Source organism: Pantoea sp. SIMBA_079, assembly GCF_046940275.1.
Classification (GTDB): Bacteria; Pseudomonadota; Gammaproteobacteria; order Enterobacterales; family Enterobacteriaceae; genus Pantoea; species Pantoea borealis.
The window spans coordinates 1-264 of the sequence record NZ_JAWRYR010000434.1 but is presented as its reverse complement, the minus strand read 5'-3'; the positions used below and the strand labels follow the sequence as shown (position 1 = coordinate 264).

Here is a 264-nt window from a genome sequence, read left to right as displayed (position 1 = left end):
ATGAGTGAGCTAACTTACATTAATTGCGTTGCGCTCACTGCCCGCTTTCCAGTCGGGAAACCTGTCGTGCCAGCTGCATTAATGAATCGGCCAACGCGCGGGGAGAGGCGGTTTGCGTATTGGGCGCCAGGGTGGTTTTTCTTTTCACCAGTGAGACGGGCAACAGCTGATTGCCCTTCACCGCCTGGCCCTGAGAGAGTTGCAGCAAGCGGTCCACGCTGGTTTGCCCCAGCAGGCGAAAATCCTGTTTGATGGTGGTTAACG

1 pseudogene is annotated in these 264 nt (G+C 56.1%); it reads right to left on the bottom strand.

Annotation, left to right across the window (positions count from 1 at the left end):
* Positions 1-34: 34 nt before the first annotated feature.
* Positions 35-264: pseudogene (lacI, locus tag SB719_RS20685) on the bottom strand (lac repressor); the annotation flags it as partial.